This window comes from Acinetobacter sp. N1-1 (assembly GCF_056711485.1).
Window position 1 is genome coordinate 1,558,867 of sequence record NZ_JBWXUO010000012.1, and the last position, 19,731, is coordinate 1,578,597.

The 19,731-nt window shown below is 35.1% G+C and carries 19 protein-coding genes; 7 read left to right on the forward strand and 12 right to left on the reverse strand.

What is annotated here, in order from left to right; genetic code table 11:
* Nucleotides 1-9 precede the first annotated feature (9 nt).
* From AC1MPL_RS07735 to AC1MPL_RS07745, 3 genes are all read right to left on the reverse strand, one after another.
* A complete protein-coding gene (locus AC1MPL_RS07735) occupies nucleotides 10-486 on the reverse strand; it encodes a regulatory protein RecX (protein ID WP_479765203.1) in 477 nt (158 codons plus the stop codon).
* 68 nt (nucleotides 487-554) lie between these two features.
* Nucleotides 555-1,589: a recombinase RecA gene (gene recA, locus AC1MPL_RS07740; protein ID WP_479765204.1), complete on the reverse strand. Its 1,035-nt coding sequence runs from the start codon at nucleotides 1,587-1,589 to the stop codon at nucleotides 555-557.
* A gap of 143 nt (nucleotides 1,590-1,732) precedes the next feature.
* The gene (locus AC1MPL_RS07745; RefSeq protein ID WP_479765205.1) at nucleotides 1,733-2,179 is read right to left on the reverse strand and encodes an RNA-binding S4 domain-containing protein; all 447 of its coding nucleotides are present in this window, start codon (nucleotides 2,177-2,179) and stop codon (nucleotides 1,733-1,735) included.
* 184 nt (nucleotides 2,180-2,363) lie between these two features.
* Here AC1MPL_RS07745 and AC1MPL_RS07750 point away from each other — a divergent pair, with 184 nt between their 5' ends.
* On the forward strand, nucleotides 2,364-3,236 hold the full coding sequence (locus AC1MPL_RS07750) for a 3'(2'),5'-bisphosphate nucleotidase CysQ family protein (RefSeq protein WP_479765206.1): 873 nt from the start codon (nucleotides 2,364-2,366) through the stop codon (nucleotides 3,234-3,236).
* A 51-nt stretch (nucleotides 3,237-3,287) separates the two neighbouring features.
* Nucleotides 3,288-4,025, forward strand: a complete 738-nt coding sequence (locus AC1MPL_RS07755) for a histidine phosphatase family protein (RefSeq protein ID WP_479765207.1) — start codon at nucleotides 3,288-3,290, stop codon at nucleotides 4,023-4,025.
* A 24-nt stretch (nucleotides 4,026-4,049) separates the two neighbouring features.
* Here AC1MPL_RS07755 and rpsT read toward each other — a convergent pair whose 3' ends face one another.
* A complete protein-coding gene (rpsT, locus tag AC1MPL_RS07760) occupies nucleotides 4,050-4,319 on the reverse strand; it encodes a 30S ribosomal protein S20 (RefSeq protein WP_023271974.1) in 270 nt (89 codons plus the stop codon).
* Between the two features lie 392 nt (nucleotides 4,320-4,711).
* Here rpsT and mfd point away from each other — a divergent pair, with 392 nt between their 5' ends.
* The 3 genes from mfd to AC1MPL_RS07775 all read left to right on the forward strand — a co-directional run bounded on the left by mfd (nucleotide 4,712) and on the right by AC1MPL_RS07775 (nucleotide 10,237).
* The gene (gene mfd / locus AC1MPL_RS07765; protein ID WP_479766192.1) at nucleotides 4,712-8,176 is read left to right on the forward strand and encodes a transcription-repair coupling factor; all 3,465 of its coding nucleotides are present in this window, start codon (nucleotides 4,712-4,714) and stop codon (nucleotides 8,174-8,176) included.
* A 129-nt stretch (nucleotides 8,177-8,305) separates the two neighbouring features.
* Nucleotides 8,306-8,740: an HIT domain-containing protein gene (locus tag AC1MPL_RS07770; RefSeq protein ID WP_479765208.1), complete on the forward strand. Its 435-nt coding sequence runs from the start codon at nucleotides 8,306-8,308 to the stop codon at nucleotides 8,738-8,740.
* A gap of 48 nt (nucleotides 8,741-8,788) precedes the next feature.
* Entirely contained in the window at nucleotides 8,789-10,237 is a 1,449-nt protein-coding gene (locus AC1MPL_RS07775) for an adenylate/guanylate cyclase domain-containing protein (RefSeq protein ID WP_479765209.1), read from the forward strand.
* Nucleotides 10,238-10,256: 19 nt separating this feature from the next.
* Here the strand turns inward: AC1MPL_RS07775 and fdx are convergent, their stop codons facing one another.
* The 8 genes from fdx to AC1MPL_RS07815 all read right to left on the reverse strand — a co-directional run bounded on the left by fdx (nucleotide 10,257) and on the right by AC1MPL_RS07815 (nucleotide 16,346).
* The gene (fdx, locus tag AC1MPL_RS07780; protein WP_479765210.1) at nucleotides 10,257-10,595 is read right to left on the reverse strand and encodes an ISC system 2Fe-2S type ferredoxin; all 339 of its coding nucleotides are present in this window, start codon (nucleotides 10,593-10,595) and stop codon (nucleotides 10,257-10,259) included.
* Between the two features lie 8 nt (nucleotides 10,596-10,603).
* Entirely contained in the window at nucleotides 10,604-12,475 is a 1,872-nt protein-coding gene (gene hscA, locus AC1MPL_RS07785; protein WP_479765211.1) for a Fe-S protein assembly chaperone HscA, read from the reverse strand.
* Between the two features lie 38 nt (nucleotides 12,476-12,513).
* Nucleotides 12,514-13,026 (reverse strand): Fe-S protein assembly co-chaperone HscB, encoded by a 513-nt coding sequence (gene hscB / locus AC1MPL_RS07790; protein ID WP_479765212.1) that lies wholly within the window; start codon nucleotides 13,024-13,026, stop codon nucleotides 12,514-12,516.
* A 79-nt stretch (nucleotides 13,027-13,105) separates the two neighbouring features.
* On the reverse strand, nucleotides 13,106-13,426 hold the full coding sequence (gene iscA / locus AC1MPL_RS07795) for an iron-sulfur cluster assembly protein IscA (protein WP_479765213.1): 321 nt from the start codon (nucleotides 13,424-13,426) through the stop codon (nucleotides 13,106-13,108).
* Between the two features lie 18 nt (nucleotides 13,427-13,444).
* Nucleotides 13,445-13,831 carry a Fe-S cluster assembly scaffold IscU gene (iscU, locus tag AC1MPL_RS07800; protein WP_479765214.1) on the reverse strand — a complete coding sequence of 129 codons (387 nt, stop codon included), beginning with the start codon at nucleotides 13,829-13,831 and terminating at the stop codon, nucleotides 13,445-13,447.
* A 58-nt stretch (nucleotides 13,832-13,889) separates the two neighbouring features.
* Nucleotides 13,890-15,107: an IscS subfamily cysteine desulfurase gene (locus AC1MPL_RS07805; RefSeq protein ID WP_479765215.1), complete on the reverse strand. Its 1,218-nt coding sequence runs from the start codon at nucleotides 15,105-15,107 to the stop codon at nucleotides 13,890-13,892.
* A gap of 1 nt (nucleotide 15,108) precedes the next feature.
* Nucleotides 15,109-15,582, reverse strand: coding sequence for an Rrf2 family transcriptional regulator (locus AC1MPL_RS07810; RefSeq protein ID WP_479765216.1), 474 nt, complete (start codon nucleotides 15,580-15,582; stop codon nucleotides 15,109-15,111).
* A gap of 116 nt (nucleotides 15,583-15,698) precedes the next feature.
* Nucleotides 15,699-16,346: a hypothetical protein gene (locus AC1MPL_RS07815; RefSeq protein WP_479765217.1), complete on the reverse strand. Its 648-nt coding sequence runs from the start codon at nucleotides 16,344-16,346 to the stop codon at nucleotides 15,699-15,701.
* Nucleotides 16,347-17,224: 878 nt separating this feature from the next.
* Here AC1MPL_RS07815 and AC1MPL_RS07820 point away from each other — a divergent pair.
* Both AC1MPL_RS07820 and AC1MPL_RS07825 read left to right on the forward strand, forming a co-directional pair.
* Nucleotides 17,225-17,497: an HU family DNA-binding protein gene (locus AC1MPL_RS07820; protein ID WP_195770755.1), complete on the forward strand. Its 273-nt coding sequence runs from the start codon at nucleotides 17,225-17,227 to the stop codon at nucleotides 17,495-17,497.
* Nucleotides 17,498-17,625: 128 nt separating this feature from the next.
* Nucleotides 17,626-19,497, forward strand: a complete 1,872-nt coding sequence (locus tag AC1MPL_RS07825; protein WP_479765218.1) for a SurA N-terminal domain-containing protein — start codon at nucleotides 17,626-17,628, stop codon at nucleotides 19,495-19,497.
* Nucleotides 19,498-19,731: the final 234 nt, after the last annotated feature.

Below are 19,731 nucleotides of genomic sequence, written 5' to 3' on the forward strand. Positions count from 1 at the left end.
CCTCCAAATCTAATTATTACAATCGCTAAAATCAACAACTTTAAATATCATATCTAAATCATACCCTCTATACTGTAAGAATCTAATCTGTTTGGCTCTTTTTTTCATATCTTTTTCTACATTATCTCCAAATTTACGAACTTTTAGTTTATATGCTTCATTAAACCAGTCAGTTTCCTGAATTTGTTCATCAATGTAAGATGTATCAAGAGCCCTTTGTTGTAGCTTCTGTTTTATTCTATGAGGGCCTTGACCTTTATATATTTGACTTCTAAGAACTTGTTCAGCAGCTCTTTGGTCACTTTGATATCCATATTCCTGCAATTCTTGGATAAATTTAATTACTTCTTGATCATCTTGTGCATATTCAAGTAGCTTGTTTGTGAGTTCGGTCTTAGAGAATTCTCTCCTCGTTAATAGAGCATAAGCATATGAGCGTAGGCGAGCGCCTGTAAGTGTTTTTTGAGGCTTTGTTTTGTATTGCATATAGAAAAATAAATATATATGAGGATCTCTCTAGTTATAGTAGCTATAACTAGAGTAATTGTGTAGATTTACGCGTCTATTATATCTTGGTCTTGCTCTGTTTCTACAGGCTTTTGAGTCACTAGCAGCTGTGAGCGAATTTGTTTCTCAACCTCTTCTACAATTGCAAGATTCTCTTCTAAATATCTAATGACATTATTTTTACCTTGCCCAATTTTACTGCCTTGATAAGAGTACCAAGCACCTGCTTTTTGAATGATGTCTTGCTGAACTGCAAGGTCAATAACTTCACCTAAATGATTGACACCTTTACCATAAAGAATTTGAAATAATGCTTCTCGGAAAGGAGGTGCCATCTTATTTTTAACAACTTTAATTTTGGTTTCTGAGCCAATAATTTCATCGCCTTCTTTAACCTGCCCAGCACGACGAATATCTAAGCGAACTGAGGCATAGAACTTCAATGCATTACCACCAGTCGTTGTTTCTGGGCTACCAAACATGACACCAATTTTCATACGAATTTGGTTAATAAAAATAACCATACAGTTTGAGCGTTTTGCATTGCCTGTAATTTTACGTAAAGCTTGGCTCATTAAGCGAGCTTGTAGTCCCATATGGGAGTCACCCATTTCACCTTCAATTTCAGCACGAGGTGTAAGTGCAGCCACAGAGTCAACAACAATAAGATCTACAGCACCTGAGCGAACAAGCATGTCTGCAATTTCTAGTGCTTGTTCACCGTGGTCTGGCTGTGAAACGAGAAGGTTATCTATATCTACACCAAGCTTACGTGCATATTGTGGATCTAGTGCATGCTCCGCATCAATAAAAGCACAAGTACCACCAGCTTTTTGACACTCAGCAATTGCTTGAAGCGTCATTGTTGTTTTACCTGATGATTCAGGTCCATAAATTTCAACAATACGACCTTTAGGTAAACCACCAATGCCTAAGGCTATATCTAATTGTAATGACCCTGTCGAAATTGCTTCAACTGCTTGTACGGTATTGCTACCTAAACGCATTACAGTATTTTTGCCAAACTGTTTTTCAATTTGTCCTAAAGCTGCATTTAACGCTTTACTTTTGTTTTCGTCCATCTTATAACCTCTAAACACGATATATCATGAACAGCAAACAATCTGATTTCAGTTTGTTGTTCTAATTTCTATCTAACTATAGTGACAGATTTTAAGGCTTTTCACTAGATTGATTTATCTGCATTGCGACATACTATGTCGTCTTAGTGAGTGTCGTGATGATAGCTCCACTGCTCATGGTAGCTTTGAGAATTATCTTCTTTAAATTGATGGATTTTTCTACGGTCTCGTTTGTCAGGACGACTTTCAGGTTTTGCAAGGTTGTCTAGCTTTCTTTGTGCAGAAATAAGCTCACGACGTGAAATACTTAGAGGTGTTTCTTCATAAAGTTGTTGTGCAATAGATGCGGGACCACGTGTGTTGGAAAGATTTTTAACTGTAACAGTCTTCTTATCTTTACCTTGTTGTATTGTAAGCTCCATGCCAACTCTAATTTCTTTAGATACTTTAACGCGCTCAGAAGCATGATGTACTTTACCACCCTCTATGGCAGCTTTTGCAACAGATCGTGTTTTAAAGAATCTTGCAGCCCATAGCCATTTATCTATACGCATATGCTCTAGTTCTTTGGGTGAGACACTTTGCTTCATATGTTTCCTATAACAGCGGTGAATGACTTTATTAATATTTACCAATTATTGACGTTCTAATCAAATAAGAATTATGGTTATAACGATAGATTCAGAGTAATCATATGTATAATTTTTTGTTTCCATCGAAATAATTGAGTTTTATTAGATAAACTATATTTAAATGATAATATGGTCTTAAATTATGTTCATAGCTACAGGTCAACCACAAGATATAACTATTTTAAAAGTTGCGGAACTACTTGAAGAAGCTAGTCATGTAATAAAAAAGGTATATCTTCATTATTGTAAATATCAAGATATTCATATTGATATTAAATCTGACAATTCTCCTGTAACGGAAGCAGATATTTGTTCTCATCAAGTTATTTCTTCTAAGTTAAAATTATGGACGCCAAATATTCCTCTTCTTTCTGAGGAAGGAATACATAATGAAAGAGAGAAGTGGCGCGAGTTTTGGCTATTAGATCCTTTAGATGGTACAAAAGAATTTCTAGAAAAGAGAGATCAATTTACGATTAATTTAAGTCGCGTGGTTGATGGAAAGACTATATTTTCAGCGATTATGGCACCAATGTATGACTCAATATATATTGCTTCAATTGAGGGAAAGGTTTTTAAATATTCATATAATACACAAGAATGGTTTGTTTTTTCAGATAAGATTTATGATGATCATACTTTACTTAAAGTTGCAGTCAGTCAAGGCAAAAAAAAACAGAAGGAAAGTATGCAAGTTAGTTTGTATCAATCCTATTTTGACGAAATAGCGAAAAATTATTCTGTTGAAATTGTACAGTGTGGGAGTGCATATAAATTTTGTTTGATGCTTGAAGGTGAAGTTGATATCTATCCAAGATTTCATCCAACTTTTGAATGGGATACTAGTGCAGGGCAATATCTTTTAGAATGTATAGGTGGTGGATTATATAGCTTAAATTCAGAAGCCTTTACATATAATCAACGGTCTAGTTTACTAAATCAGGGGTTTATTGCATTTAGAAATAGTAAATTACATGAAATTGCATTTTTTGCATTAGATGCTTTGCACAGATGAAAAAATATGTTTTAACTATAGTTTTATAATAAAAAGTGATGAATTCTTATTATGTCTTTAACTTTGCTGCCACCAACAATGTTGCAAGCGATTGAGTTATTACCTGAAAATAATATACCGGTCACCTTGTTTACACGCCATTCAATACGTGATGTTACAACAAGAAAGGGGCTGGCAGGCTATGATTTGCAACTGACACAGGATGGTTGTCAACTTGCAAAAGCATGGGGCACTTTCTTATCTAGAATAACTCAACGGCAGATTGTTTCATGTATTTCTAGTCCTATTGAGCGTTGTCTAGATACGGCATCATTGATGATTGAAGGAGCTAAAGAAAATAGACAAAGTATGATACAAGTAGAAGTGGTTTCACAAGGTTTGCTTGTAGAACCTGGCAGTTTAGTTGTAGATATTGGAAAAGCCTCACCATTCTTTCAAGAAAAGGGAGCATTGGGGTTTATTAATGGATTTATAAATAATGAACTTCCAGGAATGAAATATGCATCGATTGGTGTGTGTGATATTTTAGAATTGCTATATAACCAACATCCAATGGATAAAGCCGAGTTAGCACTCGCAGTAACACATGATACAATTTTAGCTGCAATATTGGCATTTATTACAAAAAAAACTCACTTAATAGAATGTGATTGGCCAGATATGATGGAAGGTGTATTTATTTGGTTTGAGGGAAGCTCATTTGATACGTGTCTTATATATTGGATATGGCGTGGGGAAAAGGGGTGTATTTCAGTAGAAGAAATTAGAGCCTATAAAAAAAGCCCCTAACTTAGGGGCTTTTTTTTATACAACTTAGTTAGCAGCTAAAGCTTTAACTTGTGTATTTAAGCGGCTCTTATGGCGAGCAGCTTTATTTTTGTGGATAATGCCTTTGTCAGCCATACGGTCGATTACAGGAACTGCTTGTTTGTAAGCATCTGAAGCAACAGCATAGTCACCAGCAGCAATAGCACTTAAAGTACGTTTGATGTACGTACGAACCATAGAACGTAAGCTTGCGTTGTGTTTGCGCGCTTTAACGTTTTGACGCGCACGTTTTTTAGCCTGAGCAGAGTTTGCCACTCTTGCACTCCTTGAATTAGATTGGTCTGGGCGGGCTGCATAATATTGAATAGAATTCAATACTGTTTAACCAGCCCGTAAACAAGTGCGATATTGTGATGAAACATCGCAATGAAGTCAACCCTTATAAGGGGTTGCTGAATTTTTTAGAGGATATGCAAATTATAAAATACTCGACTAAAAAAACAACATTATATTGTAATTATTTTCATGAATGAGAGTTAGATGCTTAATTTTTAATACGATAGCATCAAATATTTACTTATTTATGATGGTGAGCTTTATTTTAAATAGCCTAAGTTTAATTCATCTTACTAAAATTAAGACGTATTTCAAAAATTATAGTAAAATTATAAATGATGAAATGCAGATTAAATCTTGATTCCATGTCTATTTTTAAAAAAGAAATTGAAGAACTAAACCTCACAAAATTTAAACAACATGAAAAACGTTGGTTAGGGGGGCTATTTGGCTCGTCAAGTACACTGCTATTTAAAGAGATGGCGGTGCATCAGCCAAAGCAGTTATTTGTAGTTATTGCAAAAAATAATCAACATCTTGCTCAACTTGAGAGTGAGTTGGAGTTTTATGGTCAAAAGGCAGTCACATTTCCTGATTGGGAAATTTTACCTTATGATCGCTTGTCCCCACATCAAGATATTGTTTCGGAGCGTTTAGCAATTTTATCGAATATGCCATCAACTGGTATATTGCTGATGACAGCGGCAACATTTACACAACGAATTGCCCCGCCATTTTGGGTGTTAGGTGAGCATTTTGATATTCGTGTAGGACAAAGATTAGACTTAGAACAACAAAAGAAGAATTTAATTCAAGCAGGATATAATTTAGTAGATACCGTATATGATCATGGAGAGTTTGCTGTTCGTGGAAGTATCATGGATATTTATGCATCTGGGCAAACATCACCTATTCGAATAGATTTATTTGATAATGAAGTAGAAACTCTGAAATTTTTTGATCCAGAAACGCAGAGAACAACACAGCAGCTTGAAAAATTTCAAATCCTTCCTGCAAAAGAATTTCCTCTAAAAGATGCGCGTTCCACATTTAGAGATCGTTATGCAGAAGCTTTTCCGCGTGCAAATCCTAAAAAAAACCTAATTTATAAAGATGTATTAGAGGGCATTGTTTCATCAGGCATAGAGTTTTATCTTCCTTTATTTTTTGATAAAGAAGTAATGAACGAACAAGGGTATGTTTCATCGTACTTACCAAGTAATGCTATTGTCATTACAAATGAGTCAATAGATACTGATTTAGCACAGTTTTGGAAAGAAGTTTATCGTCGGTATGAAGATCGTCGACATAATATTGACCAGCCCATTCTACCTCCTGAGGATTTGTTTCTTCAACCTGTTCAAACGCTTGAGAAGTTAAATCAATTCCGACGTATTTTATTTACGGAAGAAAAGCGTGAACCCAAAGCTGGAGTAGTCAACTTTGAGACATTGCAGCCTCAAAAATTACCTGTAGATATAAGGCAAGATCAGCCTTTTTATCATCTTCAAAATTTTATTGATCAAACATCATCACGGGTTCTTTTGGTTGCTGAAAGTGCAGGTCGTCGAGAGTCTTTAAAAGACTCTTTAAGAAGGATTTTTGGTGAAATCAAAAACGTCATTTCTTTTAATGAATTTATCGGTGATTCATCTAAAATTGCAATTACACATGCACCCTTAGATAGGGGGTTAGATTTACCTAAAAATATTGCAATTATTTCTGAAAATCAGCTTTATGAACAGCGAATTGTGCAGCAGCGTCGCAAACGACAGCAAGAGGTCTCTGAAGAATTTCTAGTTAAAAGTTTGACAGAATTGAATATTGGTTCTCCTATTGTTCATATTGATCATGGGGTTGGACGTTATGCTGGATTAATCACTTTAGAGATAGATAATCAAGAACATGAATTTTTGCAATTGAATTATGCAGGCGAAGCAAAAGTTTATGTACCTGTTTCAAATTTGCATTTGATTAGTCGTTATAGCAGTGGAGATCCCGATTTAGCACCACTTCATAAGATTGGTACAGATACATGGAGTAAAGCGAAAAGAAAGGCATTAGAACAAATACATGATGTAGCAGCAGAGCTATTACATGTTCAAGCACGTCGTCAGGCAAAGCCAAGTTTTGCTTTTGAGTTAGATGAGTCTTTATATCGCCAGTTTGCGAATGGTTTTGCGTATGAAGAAACTTTAGATCAGGCAAATGCCATTGAAACAACTTTGCATGATATGCAACAGGCTAAACCAATGGATCGTTTGGTGTGCGGTGATGTTGGTTTTGGTAAAACAGAAGTGGCTATGCGAGGCGCTTTTGTGGCAGTGCAAAATAATAAGCAAGTGGCTGTACTTGTACCCACAACGCTTTTAGCGCAGCAACATTTTGAGTCTTTTAAAGACAGATTTGCAGATTGGCCAATACGCATTGAAGTACTTTCTAGGTTTGGTTCAAATAAAACGCATCAAAAAGTTATTGAAGACTTGGCTGAGGGTAAAGTTGATATTGTGATTGGTACACATAAAATTTTACAAGAGAACATTAAATTTAAAGACCTTGGCCTTATGGTGGTTGATGAAGAACATCGATTTGGTGTTCGTGACAAAGAGCGTATTAAAGCGATGCGTGCAGATGTGGATATGCTTACGCTTACGGCAACACCAATTCCAAGAACATTGAATATGTCATTTAGTGGTATGCGCGACTTATCTATTATTGCGACTCCACCTGCTAGGCGTTTAGCTGTGAAGACATTTGTGCAGGAAGAGACAGATGCAACGATAAAAGAAGCGGTATTGCGTGAATTACTGAGGGGTGGGCAAGTTTATTTCTTACATAATGAAGTAGACACTATTGAACGAACTGCAGAAAATCTTCGTAATTTAATTCCTGAAGCTCGTGTTGCAGTTGCGCATGGGCAAATGCGTGAGCGTGAGCTTGAGCATGTGATGCAGCAGTTTTATCATAAATCTTATAATGTATTGGTTTGCTCAACGATTGTAGAAACGGGAATTGATGTACCAAATGCAAATACAATTATTATTGAGCGCGCAGATAAGCTTGGTTTAGCACAGTTGCATCAATTACGTGGTCGTGTCGGACGTTCGCACCATCAAGCATATGCATATTTACTTGTGCCTTCAATAAAAGGCTTAAAAGGTGATGCTGAAAAGCGTTTAGATGCAATTCAACGTGCATCAAATCTTGGTGCAGGCTTTATGCTTGCGACAGAAGATTTAGAAATTCGTGGAGCAGGCGAGTTACTTGGTGAAAAACAGAGTGGCTCAATGCAAGCGATTGGTTATAGTCTTTATATGGAAATGCTTGAAAAGGCAACCAAGGCAATTCAGAAAGGACGCACACCAAACTTTGATGCGCCATTAAGCTTAACTGCTGAAATTAACCTGCATATGCCAGCCTTGATTCCTGATAGCTATTTAGGTGATGTACATCAGCGTTTAATGTTTTATAAACGTATTAGTAATACAAATAGTTCTGAAAAGTTAAATAATATTCGGATGGAATTGATAGATCGTTTCGGATTATTACCTGAAACAGTAAAGCAACTATTTAGTGTGCATGAGATACGTCTGGAAGCTGAATCCTTGGGTGTAACTAAAATTGATATGAGTATGCACGGCGGTTATATTGAATTTTCTCAAGATACGCCTATTCAAGCGATTAGTATTATTCAGATGATCCAAAATAAGCCAAATTTTTTCCGTATGGATGGTGGGCAGCGTATTAAACTTATGGTGAATTTTTCAGAGTATAATCAGCGAATTCAATTTATTAAGGATGTCTTTAAGCAGTTGTCCTCAGATATTGCACGTTAAGAAAACAAATAAGTGCTGAAAAGGGCTTCACATATATTTAAATGTGTATACAAATGAAATTGCTTCATATTCATGAGAAATTCTATATGATAAGATTAACTTACTTTCATTTTGATAATTTATAAAGATATGTTTAGTCTGCATCCACAGTTAGCCCAAGATACTTTCTTTGTTGGTGACTTTCCTTTATCAACATGTCGTTTAATGAATGATATGCAGTTTCCTTGGCTAGTGCTTATTCCTCGTGTTCCTGGTGTAACAGAGTTATACGAGTTAAGCCAAGCTGATCAAGAACAATTCTTGCGCGAATCTAGTTGGTTATCTAGCCAGCTTTCACGTGTATTTCGTGCCGATAAAATGAATGTTGCTGCATTAGGTAATATCGTTCCTCAACTCCATTTTCATCATGTCGTGCGCTATCAAAATGATACAGCTTGGCCGAACCCTGTATGGGGTCAAGAAGCTGTACCTTATAATAATGAAGTACTTACACATATGCGCCAAACACTTATGCTTGCGCTGAGAGGACAAGGCGATATGCCATTTGATTGGCGCATGGATTAAGCTTAATAAATTAAATGAAAAGCGCTGTTGTGAGAGGGCAGCAATAAAATGTCATTTGACCGTATTATAAATAACCGCTTTATTGTTGAGAGCTTATATCGGTTGATGGCATATTTATTGCTATCCTTAGGTGTCTTGCTTTATTATTTTTCTGTACCACTGCGGTTACAGCACTTAATTGTAGCTATTCTTTCTCTCATTATTTTTCCATTATCACTAAAACTATTTTTCTATATTAAATACGAGTTTAATGAGTTTTATGCGAGGCAGATTCTCTTTGTTTTAGATGCAATAATTATTGCTGCTGCATTAACTGCAACACATTTTTCTATTGTATTTAGTTCTTTAATATTTACGACACTTTGGTGTGTGAAGAGCTTAACAAGAATATCCTTCTTTACTTACAGTTGCGCACTGATTGCTTCATTAATAGTCATTTATTTAAATGCAATTTTTTTCTTTGGATTTGAAAACTATTTTGAATTAGATAGCTTAAGATTAGTAATTTATAGTTTAGTTTGTTTTTTACTTTATTTAGGTTCAGGATTTTATTTTAATAAGCAATATATTCATTATTTAGAATATACAAAAGACTACTATCAAGAACAAATGAATCGCTATGTTCAATTTTCTACCCAATTGAGTCGTTATGCGCCTAATCAATTGTGGCAATCAATTATGAGCGGGCAAACACAAGCAAAAATTGAGTATAAAAGAAAAAAAATGACAATATTTTTTTCAGATATTCAAGGGTTTACGGAGTTATCAGAGAAACTTATTCCTGATGATTTAGCATTTGTTTTAAATGACTATTTAAGTCATATGACTGAAATTGCAAAAAAATATGAAGCAACTTTAGATAAATTTATTGGTGACGGTGTACTTATATTTTTTGGTGATCCACATAGTAATGGTATTGAGAAAGATGCCAAAAACTGCATCGAAATGGCAATTAGTATGCGTCAACAAATGCATGTCTTACGGGAAAGATGGCTTAAAATGGGATTTCCTGAACTACATATACGTATGGGGGTAAGTACTGGCTATTGTCATGTTGGAAATTATGGTTCAGATTATAGGATGTCATATACTGTTATTGGTCACGATGTTAATCTAGCATCTAGACTACAGGGTGTTGCAGATATTGATGAAATTTTAATTGCAGATTCTACTTATAATTTAATTAAAGATGAGTTTATTTGTATCCCTAAACAGTCTATTAAATTAAAAGGCTTACAAAATAGTACAGATACATGGCAAGTGCTAGATAAATATACAGGAATAAAATCACAGACACAAAAATGGTTTGATTATGAATATAAAGGATTTCATTTATTATTAAATTTAGAAGAAGTTCAGCACTATGAGTATGATAATTTAGTTACTGTATTGGAAAAAGCAATTACACGAATAGAAAATCAGAAAAGTATAACGACTGAAAAAGGTGTTGCGCGCTTAAGAGTAGAAGATCAAATAGTTGACCCCCATACCGAATAGTATGGGAGTAGATTTTTTTTTAATGATTTTCCGAAGCATGGTTAATAGTATATTTAGGAATTTCAACTTCTAAATCTTCATCTTCTACAATAACCTGACAAGAAAGTCTTGAGTCAGGTTCTAATCCCCAAGCGCGATCCAATAAATCAGCTTCAACATCATTCATTTCATCTAAGTTATCAAACCCACGACGAATAACAACATGGCATGTAGTACAAGCACAAGACATATCACATGCATGTTCAATTTTGATTCCGTTTTGTAATAAACTTGAACATAAGTTACTACTTTTTTCAACTTCAAACTCTGCACCTTCTGGACAAAATTGTGCATGAGGAAGAACTTTAATACGTGGCATATGGTTACCTATTCAGAGCTTGAGTTTGACCAATCATCGAGTTTTGTGCCTGATAAGGCTTTGTCGATATGACGATTCATTCGCAAAGCAGCAAATTCATCGCTATATAGTTTAAGCGTTTCGATCGCTTGTTCAATATCTTTTATATCTGTGGTTTCTAGTGTCTTAGTTAAATGCTGTTGAGCGTGATCTAGCTTCTCTTTCTGACTTTGGTTAAGTAAGTCAGAGTCTACAATTAGAGCTTGAGTGAGTGCTTCTAGTTCTCTTTTTGCTTCAACTTTAGTTTCCTGTAAATGACGTAAATTTTTGTCTTCTTCCGCATGTTGGAAACCCTCAACCAACAGGCGTTCCATATCTTTATCAGACAAACCATAAGATGGTTTAATATCTATTTTTGCTTGAACACCTGAAGTTGTTTCTTTTGCAGAAACAGAAAGTAAACCATCAGCATCAACTTGAAATGTAACTTCAATACGTGCTTGGCCAGCCGTCATTGGTGGAATATCGTGTAAAACAAATCGTCCTAAAGACCTGCAATGTTCTACAAGGTCGCGCTCACCTTGAACAACATGAATAAGCATGGCTGTTTGGCCATCTTTATATGTTGTAAATTCTTGACGACGAGCGACTGGAATTGCTGTATTTCGTGAAACCAAACGTTCTACAAGCCCTCCCATTGTTTCTAAACCAAGCGAGAGTGGAGTAACATCCAATAAAAGTGAACCATCTTTATTGTTGCCGACTAATTGATTAGCGGTAATGGCAGCACCAATTGCAACGACTTCATCTGGATTAATTGTGCATAGAGGTTCTTGTTGAAATACTTCTGCCACTGCTTGTTGTACGGCGTAAGAACGAGTAGAGCCACCAACTAGAACAACGTTTTGAATGTCATCAATGGTAAGTTTTGCATCTCTTAATACACGCTTACAGACATGTATTGTTCTATCTAAGGCAGTTTGGATAATACTTTCAAAAGTTGCTCTATCTAATATAATTTCTTTATTTTCTAAAGAAATATTTACAGTATGATCATCTGATAACTTTTCTTTAGCAGTTTTTGCAGAAAGTATAAAATTGGCATACTGTTCGTTGTTAAGCTCTTCTATTTGTAATTGTTCTTTGAACCATTTTACAATGAGTCGATCTAAATCATCTCCACCTAAAGCCGTGTGACCGCCAGTCGCTAAGACTTCAAATACACCTTGACTAAATCTTAGAACTGATACATCAAACGTTCCACCGCCTAAATCATAGATCACATAGTTTTGATCAATTGCCAGATTTGAGTCTTTATCTAGACCATATGCAACTGCTGCTGCTGTAGGCTCATTTAGTAATCTTAAAACCTTGAGACCTGCCAATTCTGCAGCATCTCGTGTTGCTTGGCGCTGTGCTTCATCAAAATATGCAGGAACGGTAATAACAGCACCATTTAATGGGTGTTCTAAGGTTTTTTCAGCTCTAATTCTGAGTTGGTTAAGAATATCTGCGGATATTTCTACAGGTGTTTTTTCACCAGAAGTTGTCTGAAATGTTGGCATTTCATGATCTGAACCAAGAAGAGTATAGGGATGTTGAAACTTGATATCAGCTTTAGAGCGTCCCATAAATCTTTTAACAGATACAATTGTATTTTGAGGATCTGTTAACAGAAAAGATTTTGCATCATCACCATACTGTATTTGGTTTGGCTGTTGAGCATAATGAACAATAGATGGAAGCAATACGCGATCTTGTTCATCTTGCAAAACTTTGGCTTCACCTGAGCGTACGGCAGCAACTAAAGAATGTGTTGTTCCTAAATCGATACCTATTGCAACACGATGCTGGTGTGGTTCACTTGACTGTCCGGGTTCTGCAATTTGCAAGAGCGCCATTGAATACAATCCTTAATAAATTTTTATGATATTAAATTTTAAAAATCATCGTTAAGATCAAATTGATCATCAAATAATTTTTCTTCAGCTTTATTTGTATCATTTAAGACACGCTGAAAAAATTGAAGTTTTCTGACATTTTCTCTAGCACTATCCCACTGTTCGTCGTGGTAGTCACCTTGAAATGCTGTTGTCAAACTCTCAATCGCTTGATTAACCTGATTTTTAACAGCTAGAATTTGCTTTTCTGAAGTTGCATTTTCTAAATCTTCTCTGAGCTCTAATGCTTCTTGCAAGAAAAATAAGTCACGTATAGATTGATCTAAGTCATGATCTTCTTTCTTTAAAGAAAGTAAATAAGCTGCTCGACTGTCTACCTGAGAAAGTACTTTATAAGCATGATTTATTTCACTAGATTGAATCAGTGCTTTGTCTTTATCTTCAGCGCGATCTGGATGATATTGTTGCTGTAGTTGTAGCGCAGTTGCTTTTAGCTGAGCTAAATTAATTGAAAGTTCTACAGGCAGATTGAATAATTCAAAATAATTCATAGCAATGATTCTACGATGAAAAAATCAATAAAACGGTATGTCACAGTTTTATTGATTTTAAAATAGTGAAAGGATGTAACTAAACAGTAAAAGATTCACCGCAACCACATTCACCCTTTTGATTTGGATTGCTAAATTCGAAGCCTTCATTTAGACCATTTTTCGCATAATCCATTTCTAGACCATCTAGGTATACTAAACTTTTTGGGTCTACGAATACTTTAACACCATGTTGCTCAAAGATTTGATCATGTGACTCAATTTCATCTACAAATTCGAGTACATAGGCAAGACCTGAGCAACCGGAAGTTTTCACGCCAATGCGAATACCTTCACCCTTACCACGATTTTCTAAAAAATTGCGAATATGGGTTGCCGCACTTTCAGTTAAATGGATCATGAAAACTCCAGATATGGTTTAAATACTTGATTTTTTTGTACGATAGTCATCAATTGCAGCTTTAATTGCATCTTCTGCAAGTACAGAGCAGTGTACTTTTACAGGAGGTAGAGCAAGTTCGTTTGCAATATCAATATTTTTAATTGCCTGAGCTTGATCAAGTGTTTTTCCTTTTAGCCATTCTGTAACTAAAGAGCTAGAAGCAATTGCAGAACCACAGCCATAAGTTTTAAAGCGTGCTTCTTCAATAATACCATTGTCATCAACTTGAATTTGTAGACGCATTACATCACCACATGCAGGTGCACCCACCATACCAGTACCAACATTGTTCGCATTTTTATCTAATACGCCAACGTTACGAGGATTTTCGTAATGATCAATTACTTTTTCGCTATATGCCATGAGACTTCTCCAAACCTGGGACGTACCTGAGTTCTATATTAAATTATGAAGGCAGAACTTAGTGTTCAGCCCATTCAACCGTTGAAAGATCAACTCCATCTTTGTACATATCCCAAAGAGGAGAAAGTTCACGAAGTTTTTCTACTGCAGCTTTAGTTACTGTGATTACATGGTCGATATCTTCTTCAGTTGTATATTTACCAAAGCTAAAGCGAATTGAACTATGTGCTAATTCATCAGATAGACCAAGCGCTCTCAATACATAAGAAGGTTCAAGAGTCGCAGAAGTACATGCAGAACCACTAGAAACAGCAATATCTTTAAGCGCCATCATTAATGACTCACCTTCAACAAAGTTGAAACTTACATTTAAGTAGTTTGCAACATTGTAAACTGGATGACCATTAAGAAAAACTTGTTCTAGGTCTTGTAGACCATTCCATAGTTTGTCGCGTAGAGTACGTAGGCGAGTTTGTTCAGAAACTAGATTCTTTCCAGCCAATTCAAAAGCTTCACCCATACCAACGATTTGGTGTGTTGCTAGTGTACCTGAGCGCATACCTCTTTCATGACCACCACCATGCATTTGTGCTTTTAAGCGTACGCGTGGTTTGCGGCGTACATAAAGTGCACCTATACCTTTAGGTCCATAAATTTTATGACCTGAAAAGCTCATAAGGTCAACATTCATGGTGCTTAAATCAATTTCAACTTTTCCAGCTGCTTGAGCGGCATCTACATGGAAAAATATTTTATTCTTACGTGTAATTTCACCAATAGCAGCAACGTCTGTCACTGTACCAATTTCATTGTTTACCATCATTAATGAAACAAGAATAGTATCTGGACGTAATACTTCTTCAACCATTTCAGGAGTAATAAGACCTGTTTGTGGTTGTGGTTCAATATAAGTAATTTCAAAACCTTCTGCTTCAAGCTCTCGGCATGTATCTAAAATTGCTTTATGTTCAATTTTACTTGTAACAATGTGCTTGCCTTTTGAGCTGTAAAATTGAGCAATGCCTTTAAGTGCTAGGTTATCTGCTTCAGTTGCACCAGAAGTCCAAACAATTTCACGTGGATCGGCTTTAACAAGGTTTGCGACCTGCTCGCGAGCGTATTCCGCTTTTTCTTCTGCTTGCCATCCATAGGCATGAGAGCGAGATGCAGGGTTACCAAAAGTACCATCGAAAGTTAAGCATTCCATCATGCGTTCAGCAACTTGCGGGTCTACTGGCGTTGTTGCTGCATAATCAAGATAAATTGGACGTTTCATGTTAAATACCTGTAACCGATAATAGGGCTGAATCGCGATTCACTGAATTTTGGCGCAGCGCCACTGTTTGTACATTTTTTTGAGAAATGAGATCAGCAAGTGTGATTTTTGCTAAATAATCGGCAATATGGTGTGAGAGACCTTGCCATAAATCATGTGTTAAACACATTGCACCATTTTGGCAGTTTCCCTTATGGTCGCAACGTGTTGCATCGACGGTTTCATTTACGGCTTCTATAATTTCTAAAATTGTAATATCGTCAGCACCTTTTGCAAGGTGGTAACCACCATTTGCACCGCGGACACTAGAGACAAGGCCATTGCGTTTTAGTTTGGCAAATAGCTGCTCAAGATAGGCAACAGAAATAGTTTGACGTGTTGCAATTTCTGCAAGTGTAATAGTGTCTTTAGGTGACTGTAAAGCTAAATCAAGAAGTGCAGTCACTGCGTAGCGACCGCGAGTAGTTAAGCGCATGACCCGATACACATGTTTAGATAAGATATTTAAATTTTATGAATCCTGACTAAAATAGTCAAGTTTTTAATACATCAACTTAATCGAATTTTGACGATTTATTTAAGTTATATGAATTAATAAAACCAATTGTACATTAAAACCATACATAAACCTATAATAATACTTATATATAATATATTTAGATGCCTCTGTTTTGTTTTAAGTTGATGTATTTGATTTTTGTGTTGCTTAATTGCAACTTGCAAATTATCAATTTTTGTACGTTGATAATCTATTTTGTTTAACAGGTCTGATACGCGTGTTTTTGACGAGGTAATATCTGTTTGAAAATGTGAAATAGGTAACCAGTTTTTCCAGTCGCTTGCAATTTTTGGAAGAGATAGCTGTAAGAGTAGATCTCGCATTTGATCTTTATATTTTACGTCACCATATATTTTAATACTACGCATACTTTTATAGTTTCCTAAAACCAGCGCTTGAAAATAACTAAAAATGGTACTGCTAATTTCTAAGTTAATGGCTTCTTCAGGTTTAGCTGTATTAAAAAGTATGCCTTTATTTGTGAAATGTACATAAAAATCAGTATAGGGGATATAGCAATTTACTTTGAGAATAAGGTTATCCTCTATAAAGATTTTTGCTTGTTTTTGAACAAGTTTATCATTATTAAATATGAAACTATAAAATGTTTCTAAAATGATCATTGTTAAGTTTAGCAACAAATGAGGTGGTTTTTTCCTTTGTTGTTGCGATCTACTCATTTTAAAAGACCTTTAATTAAGCGAGTGAATTAGAGTTTATAAGTGATTTATTTCTATATCCTTATTTGAATAAGGCATAAGTTTAGATAGCTCTAATTCTAATCTAGGCAATATGTAATGACAAAATAAATGAAAATAGATTAGATAGCAAGCTGTTGAAAAATGATTAAACAATTGATGATGACTATTTGGACATTGTAAACATAAGATTGGTCGAAATCTAAGCTTTATGATATGAGCAACGATCAATTTATCTATAGGATAAAGCCGATACGTTATATATTCTGCTAGATAATTTGAATATTTCTTATATCGCTTACCACTGGTGTCTTTTATATATTGCAAAAAATATTTCAATAATGAATGTGTTTTAGTTAAGTAATCATAGTAGAGATTAAATGATTTAATATCGGCAATGTATCATTATTATGATATATGGTTCACAGTGTTAAAGATGAAGAAAATTTTATACACAGATAAAGATTGATAATCTGCTTCATATATAAACTTCTTAATAGAATAGTAAGATTTTATAACTTAATAAAAATACCATGCTATTAGAATGAGAATTTTTCCAACAGGTGATCTAGGTCAGATCTAAGTAGCCATATTAAATGAGAACATGATCCATATATATTTAACTTCTAGTACTATTTAATAGTTTGGTAAATTTATGATATTAGTTTTTGGCTAAGAAATATACTTTTTATCGGTTGGATGTCAATATTTTGGTGCTTTTTAGGTTTTTTGAAATGAAAATCCAATAAAAGCAATTAATCAGTATTGCGTTTCCCCCCAAAGCATTGCTATAAATGCACTACGGTAAGATATATAAACCCTTAAATCTTAAACAAACGAAATTAGAGGATGTAATCTTCATGAATAAATCAGAATTAATTGATGCAATTGCAGCAAAAGGGGGATTATCTAAGACTGATGCAGGTAAAGCATTGGATGCCACTATTGCGTCAATCACGGAAGCTCTAAAAGATGGTGATACTGTAACTCTTGTTGGTTTTGGTACATTTAATGTTAAAGAGCGTGCAGCTCGCACAGGTCGTAACCCAAAAACGGGTGAAGAGCTACAAATTAAGGCAAGCAAAGTGCCAAGCTTTAAAGCTGGTAAGGGCTTGAAAGACGCTGTTGCATAATTGCAGTAGAAGAAAAAGCGCGCCCTATGGCGCGTTTTTTATTGATGGTATTAAAAATATAAGCGAATACATTCATTCATTTATAGATTTCAGTTAGAATTGCACGAAAATAAAATATTGGAATATTTATGGACTCGTTTCGTAAACTCATTAGGGGTTGGTTAGGGAAGGTTTTATTGGTACTTTTTCTAGCACCCGTTGCATTGGTTGGTATAGAAGGTTACTTTGGTAGTTCCTCAAAAGGTGATGTAGCTAAGAAAGTAAATGGTCAGGATATTACAAATAAAGATCTTGATGAGTTAATGAAAGCATATCGCCAACAGTATTTGCAATATGTTCAGGGAGATGAGTCTCTGTTGAATACGCATGCAATTCAAGAGGCTGCTTTAAATACACTAATTGCAAAAACACTCCTTTTACAGCAAGCAAAAAAATTAGATATTAGTATGAGTGATGCACAGTTTGTGCAAATGCTAGCTCAACTTCCTGATTTTCAAGTAAATGGAAAGTTTAGCAATGAGTTGTTTGGTAATTACCTTAAAAATAGGGGTATTACAAAAGATATGCTTATTGCAAATCTACGCCAAGACCATGCATTAAAAATGTTATCTGGAACGATCTCTAATTATGCAATTGTAAGTAATGCAGATATTAATTACTTTGCAAACTTACAAGCTGAACAACGAGAGCTGTATCTTGCGAGTATTAAGCTAGATGATTATAAAAAAGCTATTTCTGTGAATGATGCAGAAATTGAAAAGTATTATGAGCAACATTTAAATGACTTTAGACGTAGTGCTTCTGTAGATGTTGATTATGTCATTTTAAAACCATCAATGTTTACTGCAAATCAGCAGCAAGTGACTGATGCAGAGTTACAACAAGCATATACACAATATGTTGATGCACAAAAAGCAAATGTGACTAAACATGTACGTCATATTCTGGTTACAGAAGACAATCGTTCTGATGCCGATGCACTTAAATTGATTAATGAAGTTGAAGGAAAAATTAAAGCTGGTCTTTCTTTTGCAGATGCAGCAAAACAGTACTCAGAAGACCCTACATCGAAAGCACAGGGTGGACTACTTGCGAATTATCAACCAGGTACATTAGGCTCTACCGAGTTTGATGATGCTGTTAAGGTTGCGAAAAATGGTCAAGTATCACAACCTATAAAAACTCATTTTGGTTATCATATTATTGAAGTACAGTCTGATGCACCTACAATAGCATCTTTTGATAATATGAAAGAGAAACTGCGTGCTGATGTGTTAAAAACTAAAGCGAATAATGTATATACAGATACTGTAAATAATCTAAACGATACGGTTATTAGTGCAGATGCATTAGATGTTGTGACTCAGCAAGTTAAAGAAGCGCATATTGAAACAGCCCATCATGTAAGTTTATGGACAAAAGATCCATACTTAAGTAATACTGCTGTTAAAGCAAAAATATTTAATGATGATGTGAAAAATGGCGATAGAAATGTCTCTACAAGCATTGCTTTAAATAATGGTGAAACAATTTGGGTAAAAGTACGTAATTATTACCCTGAAGGTGTTCAAGCTTTAGCTCAAGTGAAAGATGAAGTAAAAGCAAAATTAATTAACCAAAAAGCTTCAGATGAAGCAAAAGCAAAAATATCAGCGGCTTTACAACAGTTTGCATCAGAGCCTGCAAAACAAGTATTGGCTAAAAATAGCACTCTGAAATTTGAAAAAGCAGGTATTTTTACACGTCAGAACTTGAAGAAAGAAATTGCAGATGTTGCATTTACATTGCCTGTACCAAAAGCAGATATGTGGTCTGTTGGAACAACAGTATTGCCAAATGAGTTACTCGTAGTTGCAGTATCTCATGTTGATCAAGATGCAGTTAAGAAATTAACACCTGAACAGCTACAACAAGTGAAACAAGTGTATCAACAAGCACGTGGTGAACAAGAAATGGCTGCATATGTTGACTATTTAAAGTCAAATGCAAAAATTAAATAATAAAAAAATGCCTCAGATGAGGCATTTTTTTATTATCATGGGATATAAACGATTGCTATGTCATTTAAAATACGCTATTTTAAATCTAAGCCGTTTTTAATTTAGAAAGAATAGCAATGTTATTTCAGCAACCTACTTTTACATACGCGTATTTTTGGTACTTTAGATAGTTGCCCTATACGCATGTGGGCAAAATAAGTAGGTTGCCCATCGAATTTATAACCTGATTGGCAA